This window comes from Streptomyces murinus (genome assembly GCF_002154555.1).
Taxonomy (GTDB): Bacteria; Actinomycetota; Actinomycetes; order Streptomycetales; family Streptomycetaceae; genus Streptomyces; species Streptomyces murinus.
Genome location: NZ_MUNF01000166.1, coordinates 1 through 7,940 on the forward strand (window position 1 = coordinate 1; position 7,940 = coordinate 7,940).

General features: G+C 71.4%; 6 protein-coding genes. 4 read left to right on the forward strand and 2 right to left on the reverse strand.

Translation table 11 applies throughout. The features are described 5' to 3' along the window. Both CCN72_RS12395 and CCN72_RS12400 read right to left on the reverse strand, forming a co-directional pair. On the reverse strand, window positions 1-1,677 hold a 1,677-nt coding region (locus CCN72_RS12395), incomplete at its 3' end, for a potassium channel family protein (RefSeq protein ID WP_086807575.1). A gap of 139 nt (window positions 1,678-1,816) precedes the next feature. Continuing rightward, complete coding sequence (locus CCN72_RS12400) at window positions 1,817-3,934, reverse strand: NAD(+) synthase (RefSeq protein ID WP_208637987.1); 2,118 nt, start codon at window positions 3,932-3,934, stop codon at window positions 1,817-1,819. A gap of 103 nt (window positions 3,935-4,037) precedes the next feature. Here CCN72_RS12400 and CCN72_RS12405 point away from each other — a divergent pair, with 103 nt between their 5' ends. The 4 genes from CCN72_RS12405 to ctaD form a co-directional block, all read left to right on the forward strand. Further along, on the forward strand, window positions 4,038-4,325 hold the full coding sequence (locus CCN72_RS12405) for a metal-sensitive transcriptional regulator (RefSeq protein WP_037658465.1): 288 nt from the start codon (window positions 4,038-4,040) through the stop codon (window positions 4,323-4,325). A gap of 155 nt (window positions 4,326-4,480) precedes the next feature. Further along, window positions 4,481-5,140, forward strand: a complete 660-nt coding sequence (locus tag CCN72_RS12410) for a vitamin K epoxide reductase family protein (protein WP_086807576.1) — start codon at window positions 4,481-4,483, stop codon at window positions 5,138-5,140. A 70-nt stretch (window positions 5,141-5,210) separates the two neighbouring features. Next, entirely contained in the window at window positions 5,211-5,987 is a 777-nt protein-coding gene (locus tag CCN72_RS12415) for an SseB family protein (RefSeq protein ID WP_086807577.1), read from the forward strand. Between the two features lie 215 nt (window positions 5,988-6,202). Then, a partial coding sequence (ctaD, locus tag CCN72_RS12420; protein WP_425276141.1) for an aa3-type cytochrome oxidase subunit I occupies window positions 6,203-7,940 on the forward strand: 1,738 nt, incomplete at its 3' end.

Sequence of the window (7,940 nt, forward strand, 5' to 3'; positions counted from 1 at the left end):
CGCCAGCACCCGCCAGGAGCCGGGGCGGAACGCCTGGTCCACGGTGCGGCCCTCCAGCATCGGATGGCCGTCCACGTCGACCGCGGCGAACAGCAGCACCTGCCGCTCCACCGCCACCGCGCCGAGCACCTGCCGGCCGAGCATCGCCCCCGCGAAGGCGGGCGCCGCCAGATGCGTCACGCTCCGGCTCCGGGTCAGGGCGCCCGGATAGGCGGCACGCAGGGTCCGGTAGACCGCCGTGGCGAAGTCGTCGTCGTACAGCCGCAGCACCACCCGCAGATCCGGGCGTACCGTCCGCGCGTACAGCGCCGCCTCCAGATTCGTGGTGTCCGCGCTGGTCACCGCGAGCAGGGCCTGCGCCCGGTGGATCTTCGCGGACTCCAGCACCCCCTCCTGGGTGACGTCCCCGAGCACCACCGGCACCCGCAGCCGCCGCGCCGTGGCGAGCCCCCGTGCCTCGGGGTCGGACTCGACGCAGACGACGGGCACGTTCAGCTCCCGCAGCCGGGTCAGCACCCGGGTGCCGATCTTGCCGAGCCCCAGCAGCACCACATGCCCGCCGAGTCCGCGCGGCGGCCTGCGCAGCGAGGTGGCGGTGCGGAAGGTGCCCAGCGCCTCCAGGACCGCGGCCAGCAGCACCGGCAGCAGCAGCAACCCCACCAGCGCGGACAGGAGTTGGAGCAGCTGGCGGCCGAGCGGCGCGCCGACCGCCGGGTCGTCGATGGCGAACATGTCGAGCAGGGTGAGGTAGAAGGCCCGCACCGGATGGATCCCGGTCACCGCCCACAGGGCGATCGCCAGCGCCAGCACACAGCCGACCAGACCGGCCAGCGACCACCGCAGCCGCCGCGAGAACAGCGAGTTGAGCCAGGGAATGACCCCCGCCCCGCGCGCCGCCGACTCGGGACCGCCCGCCGTGGACACCTGCTCCAGCACGATCGCGGTCCGCCCGGCTGCGCCCCGCACCTCCTCGTCGGCCGGCAGCAGCCGCGGCTCCTGGTCCCCGCCGGTGGGGTCGCTCACCGACAGCAGGGCGAGGGTGTGCAGGCCCGTGTCGGCGGGCAGCGGCCGTTCCACCGCCCGCAGCAGCAGGCCCTCGGTCTGTACGACCTTGCTGGTGCCCGCGAGCGCGGTCGCGGCCAGCGCGGGCGCGGCGGTGTCGGCGTCGGACAGTACGGTCGTCGACGCCTCCACCTCCGCGTCGCCCCCGCCGTCGTACGCCAACGCGGCCGCCTGGTCGAGGAGTTCCTCGATGTGCTGGCCCAACCGCCGGTTGTAGAGCCGCAGTACGAGCCGCAGCCGGGGGTTGAGCCGGCGGGCGGTGAGCGCGGCACGGATGTTGGTCTCGTCGTCGTCGTGCACCAGCGCGAGCGCGGTGGCCCGCTCCACCCCGGCCGCGGCGAGCACCGCCTCGGTCAACTCCACGGCTTCCAGCACAGGTTCGCCGACGGCCGCGGCCGCCGTGGCCGCCGCACCCGGCGCGGCGGGCCGACCGCCGACCGCCGCGTTGACCACCCGGTCGAGCAGCGCCGCCGAGGCCGCCCGCGCCCGGCCGACCACCGGCCCTCTCGCCGCGCGCTCGGCCGGCGGCACCACCAGGGTCACCTGCTCGCCGTACACCCCGCGCAACTCGGCCGCCAGCCGGTGCGCAAGCCCGTCGTCCCCGCACACCACCATATGGGGTGCGCCGGGTCCCCCTTGAAACGGAACGCTCGCCACGAAGGGAAAGACTGCCTCAGGAAGAAGACTGGTTCCAGGGCGGGCCGAACGCCCGTGTCGCACACCGGAGTTCGGCCTGCCCTGTGGGCGGTGCCCGTCAGCGCTCGGCCGCCGTCAGCCCGGCCTCGGCCGCCGTCTTCTCGACTTGTTCCGCCGTCTTCCCTGCCTCGGCCGCCGCCTTCTCGAAGTCGAAGCGCGCCAGATCCGCGAGCCACACCCGGGCGTTGCCGTCCGACGGGGCCCGCCAGTCGCCGCGCGGGGAGAGGGAGCCGCCGGCCGAGACCTTGGGCCCGTTCGGCATGGCCGAGCGCTTGAACTGGGCGAACGCGAAGAAGCGGCGGCAGAAGACCTCCAGCCAGCGCACGATCTCCGCGAGGTCGTACGCCACCCGCTTGGCCTCGGGGAAGCCGGGCGGCCAGGCACCCGACGCCGCGTCGTGCCAGGCGTGCCAGGCCAGGAAGGCGATCTTCGAGGGCCGGAAGCCGTGGCGCAGCACCTGGAAGAGGGTGAAGTCGTGCAGCGCGTACGGGCCGATCTTCGACTCGGTGGACTGCATCTCCTCGCCCGGCACCAGCTCCGGGCTGATCTCGGTGTCCAGGATCGCGGCGAGGATCTCGCCGGTCTCCGCGTCGAACTGCTCGCTGCTGATCACCCAGCGGATCAGGTGCTGGATCAGCGTCTTGGGCACACCGGAGTTGACGTTGTAGTGGCTCATCTGATCGCCGACGCCGTACGTCGACCAGCCGAGCGCCAGCTCGGAGAGATCACCGGTGCCGAGCACGATGCCGCCGCGCTGATTGGCCAGCCGGAACAGGTAGTCGGTGCGCAGGCCCGCCTGGACGTTCTCGAACGTGACGTCGTACACCGGCTCGCCGGCGGCGAAGGGATGGTCCATCTCCTTGAGCATCAGCCGCGCGGTCGGCGTGATGTCCAGCTCGGCCGCGGTGATGCCGAGCGCCCGCATCAGCCGGTGCGCGTTGTCCTTGGTGTGGTCGCTGGTGGCGAAGCCGGGCAGGGTGAAGCCCAGGATGTCGCTGCGCGGGCGCCCGGCGCGGTCCATCGCGCGGGCGGCGACGATCAGCGCGTGTGTGGAGTCCAGACCGCCGGAGACGCCGATGACCACCTTGGGGCCGCCGATCGCGCCGAGCCGCTGCTGGAGCCCCTCGACCTGGATGTTGTACGCCTCGTAGCAGTCCAGGGCGAGCCGGTCCGGGTCGGCCGGCACGAACGGGAAGCGCTCCACGCGGCGCCGCAGCCCCAGATCGGCGGCGACCGGCGGGTCCAGCAGGAAGGACACCGTGCGGAAGTCGCCGGTGCGCGCGGCATGGGTACGACGGTTGTCGTCGAAGCTGCCCATCCGGCTGCGCTCCTGCCGCAGCAGGTCGAGATCGATGTCGGCCACCGCGAACTGCTCGCCGAGCGGGAAGCGCTCGGACTCGGCCAGCAGCACCCCGTTCTCGTAGATCATCGTCTGGCCGTCCCAGGACAGATCGGTGGTCGACTCGCCGAGACCGGCCGCCGCGTAGACGTACGCGGACAGGCAGCGGGCGGAGGCCGAGCGGCACAGCAGCCTGCGGTCCTCGGCGCGGCCGACGGTGATCGGGCTGCCGGAGAGGTTCGCCAGCACGGTCGCCCCCGCGAGCGCCGCCTCCGCGCTCGGCGGCACCGGCACCCACATGTCCTCGCAGATCTCCGCGTGCAGTACCAGGCCCGGCACGTCGTCCGCCGCGAACAGCAGATCCACGCCGAACGGCACGTCCGCGCCGCCGATCCGGATGGTGCCGCCGCGCTCGTCGTCGCCCCCGGCGATCTGGCGGCGCTCGTAGAACTCCCGGTAGTTCGGCGGGTACGACTTCGGGGCCACGCCGAGGACCCTGCCGCGGTGCACGACGACCGCGCAGTTGTAGATCCGGTTGCGGTGGCGCAGCGGGGCGCCGACGACCAGCACCGGCAGCAGGTCCGCGGAACCGGCGACCACCTCAGCCAGGGCCGTCTCGACCGCGTCGAGCAGCGGGTCCTGGAGCAGCAGGTCCTCGATCGAGTAGCCGCACAGCACCATCTCCGGGAAGACGGCGACGGCGACGCCCTCCTCGGCGCACCGGCGCGCCTGGCGCAGGACCGATTCGGCGTTGGCGCCGGGGTCGGCGATGACGGTGTGGCCCGTGCACGCGGCGACGCGCGCGAAGCCATGCTGATAGATCGACCAGAAGTTCACAGAGGGAAGCCTAGAACTTCTGCCCTACGGCGGTCACAGGCGCTCGCCTTTGCCCCGAACCCGGACGTACAGTACCCCTAGGGGTATTTTTCGAGGAGTGAGCGTGGAACTGGAGCTTGAGGGCGCGTCCCTGAAGGCGGTCCTGAACCGGCTGCGGCGTGCGCAGGGCCAGATCTCCGGGGTGATCCGGATGATCGAGGAGGGCCGGGACTGCGAGGACGTCGTCACCCAGCTGGCCGCCGCCTCGCGGGCGCTGGACCGCGCCGGTTTCGCGATCATCGCCACGGGACTTCAGCAGTGCGTGGCCGACATCGAGTCGGGTCGCAAGAACGGGGAGGACGCGGAGGCGATGAAGGCGCGGATGGAGCGGCTGTTCCTGTCGCTGGCGTGATCCGCTGAACGACGCTCGGGACCCTTGGGGACCCTTGGGGACCCTTGGGGGCCCGAACACCCGCGCGCGGGCCGTTCGGCCCTTGTCCGCCCCTGTCCGCCCTGACTTCACTGGTCCGTCGGCCCCCGACCACCACCGGCAAGGCGGAACGCCCGATGACCAGTGACACGACCACCGGCGCCACCCCTCGGCAGCGGGACCGGCGCAGCAGCCCGCCGATCCCGCCCGAGGCCACGACCACCGCCTCCCGTGCCTACGCCTGGCTGCTGATCGTGACCGGCGCGCTCGGCATCCTGGCCTCCTTCGTGATCACGATCGACAAGATCCAGCTGATCCAGAACCCGCACTTCACCCCGTCCTGCAACCTCAGCCCGGTGCTGTCCTGCTCCGACGTGATGCGCAGCGCCCAGGCGTCCGTCTTCGGCTTCCCCAACCCCCTGCTGGGCCTCGCCGCCTACCCGGTCGTGGTCACCGTCGGCTTCGCCCTGCTGTCCGGCGCCCGCTTCCGGCGCTGGTTCTGGCTCGGCCTGAACGCGGGCACGTTGTTCGGCGCGGGCTTCTGCATGTGGCTGATGAGCCAGGCCCTGTACGACATCGGCGCGCTGTGCCTGTGGTGCTGTCTGGCCTGGGCCGCCACCATCGCCATGTTCTGGTACACCACCGCGCACAACCTGATGCACGGCGTCATCCGCGCGCCCCGGGCGGTGGTGGCGGGCGTGCTGGAGTTCCACTGGGTGGTGCCGTTCACCTGGTACCTGGGCATCGTGATGCTGATCGCCACGCGGTGGTGGGACTACTGGGTGTCGCTGTTCTGACCCGGCTTTCGGGCGGGCCGGGGCCGACCGGCCCTCCCTCCCCCCGCGCCGCCCTGGTTAGCGTCGCGCAATGGAGCGCAAGAACATCCCCGACCCGGGCTTCGCGGGCGACGACGGCTCACCCGAACCCCGTCTCGCCGCCGCCCTGACCGCCTGGTCCACCGCCCCCTCCGGCACGGCGGAGACCGAACTGCTCGCCCTGCTCGCGGACGCCCGCCTGCTGGTGCCGATCGTCGCCGTACTCGGCGAGACGGAGACCGGCCCGGACGGCCGCAAGGGCGAGAAGACGAGCGACATGGCGGTCGCCACCCTGCGCCTGCCCGACGGCCGCCGCGGACTCCCGGCCTTCACCAGCCTCGACGCGCTGGCCCGCTGGCGCCCCGACGCCCGCCCCGCACCGGTCCCGGCGTGCAAAGCGGTCGAGGCCACCTGGCACGCGGGCGCCGAGACCCTCCTGATCGACCTCTCCGGCCCGGTCTTCTACGAACTCTCCGGCGCCGCCCTGCGCGCGGTCGCCGAACGCCGCCCCCATCTGCCCCCGCCACGCGACCCCGAGATCGCCGCGGCCCTGTGCGCGATCCTGGCCCGCCATCCCGCCGTGAGCCGCGCCCATCTGCTGCCGGCCGCCGGTGACACGGACGCCCGGCTGGTCGTCGTACCGGCGTCCGCCGAGACGGACGGCCAACTGCCCGCCGCCGCGGACAACTTGGCGGCGGCGGTGCGCGACCTGGCCGCCGACCTGGCCCGGGACCCCCTGCTGCGGATGCGCCTGGACCGCGGCCTGGACCTCGCGGTCGTACCCGGGGACAGGGCGGTCTTCGGCACCCCGCTGTACCGCCGGCACTGACCGTAAGCGCGAGGCAAGAGGGGCCACCCGGCCCTACCGAGGGCCGTACCCGGGCCTGTTGGGCCCTATCGGCGAGGGGTGTCCCCGGGCCGATCATGTGGCGGGCCGGGAAGCGCCGGGTCCACAACCCGCACGCGTGGCGCTTCCCGGCCGGCTCCGACATGCACAGCTGGGAGGGACGCCATCCGGTGGACGAGGCACAGATACACAAGGTGATGACCGAGCGGCCGAGCGCCGAGGTCACCGGGGCCGGCGCGCGGCAGCCGGCTGTACGACGCACACGGCCCACCTGGATCCAGTGGCTGACGACCACGGACCACAAGCAGATTGGGACGATGTACCTGGTCTGCGCGTTCGCGTTCTTCCTGATCGGTGGCGTGCTGGCGTTGCTGATGCGCGCCGAACTGGCCCGGTCCGGACTACAGATCATGACGAACGAGCAGTTCAACCAGGCCTTCACCATGCACGGCTCGATCATGCTGCTGCTGTTCGCGATGCCGCTGTTCACCGGCTTCGCGAACTGGATCATGCCGCTTCAGATCGGCGCGCCCGACGTGGCGTTCCCCCGGCTGAACATGCTGGCCTTCTGGCTGTTCCTGTTCGGCTCGCTGATCGCGGCGGGCGGCTTTCTGACGCCCGACGGCGCGGCGGACTTCGGATGGTTCCTGTACGCCCCGCTGTCCGACGCGGTGCACTCGCCGGGGCTCGGCTCCGACCTGTGGATCATGGGCGTGGCGCTGTCCGGCTTCGGCTCGATCGCGGGCGCGGTCAACTTCATCACGACGATCATCTGCATGCGCGCGCCCGGAATGACCATGTTCCGCATGCCGATCTTCGTATGGAACGTGCTGCTGACCGCGCTCCTGGTCCTGATCGTCTTCCCGGTCCTGGCCGCGGCCCTGTTCGCGCTGGAGTGCGACCGCAAGTTCGGCAGCCACATCTTCGACGCGGCCAACGGCGGCGCCCTGCTGTGGCAGCACCTCTTCTGGTTCTTCGGCCATCCAGAGGTCTACATCCTGGCGCTGCCGTTCTTCGGCATCGTCTCCGAGGTCGTCCCGGTCTTCTCCCGCAAGCCGATGTTCGGCTACATGGGCCTGATCGCCGCGACCATCTCCATCGCCGGCCTGTCGGTCACGGTCTGGGCGCACCACATGTACGTCACGGGTGGCGTGCTGCTGCCCTTCTTCTCCTTCATGACGTTCCTGATCGCGGTGCCGACCGGGGTGAAGTTCTTCAACTGGATCGGCACGATGTGGAAGGGCTCGCTCAGCTTCGAGACCCCGATGCTGTGGACGACCGGCTTCCTCATCACCTTCGTCTTCGGAGGTCTGACCGGCGTGATCCTGGCCTCGCCGCCGCTGGACTTCCACGTCTCCGACTCGTACTTCGTGGTGGCCCACTTCCACTACACGATCTTCGGCACGGTCGTGTACGCGATGTTCGCCGGATTCCACTTCTGGTGGCCGAAGTTCACGGGCAAGATGCTCGACGAACGCCTCGGCAAGATCACCTTCTGGACGCTGACGGTGGGCTTCCACCTCACCTTCCTCGTCCAGCACTGGCTGGGCGCCGAGGGCATGCCACGCCGGTACGCCGACTACCTGGCCACCGACGGCTTCACCGCCCTCAACACCGTGTCCACGATCGGTTCGTTCCTTCTCGGCCTGTCCATCCTGCCGTTCTTCTACAACGTCTGGAAGACCGCGAAGTACGCCGAGCCGGTGGGCGTGGACGACCCCTGGGGCTACGGCCGTTCCCTTGAGTGGGCGACCTCCTGTCCGCCCCCGCGGCACAACTTCACCACTCTGCCCCGCATCCGCAGCGAATCCCCGGCGTTCGACCTGCACCACCCGGAGATCGCGGCCCTCGAGGCAGAGGCGGCGGTCACCGCGGTGGTGGCCAGGGCCAGTACGGGATGCGCCACGGCTAGCTCGCCGCCTCTGCCTCGAGGGC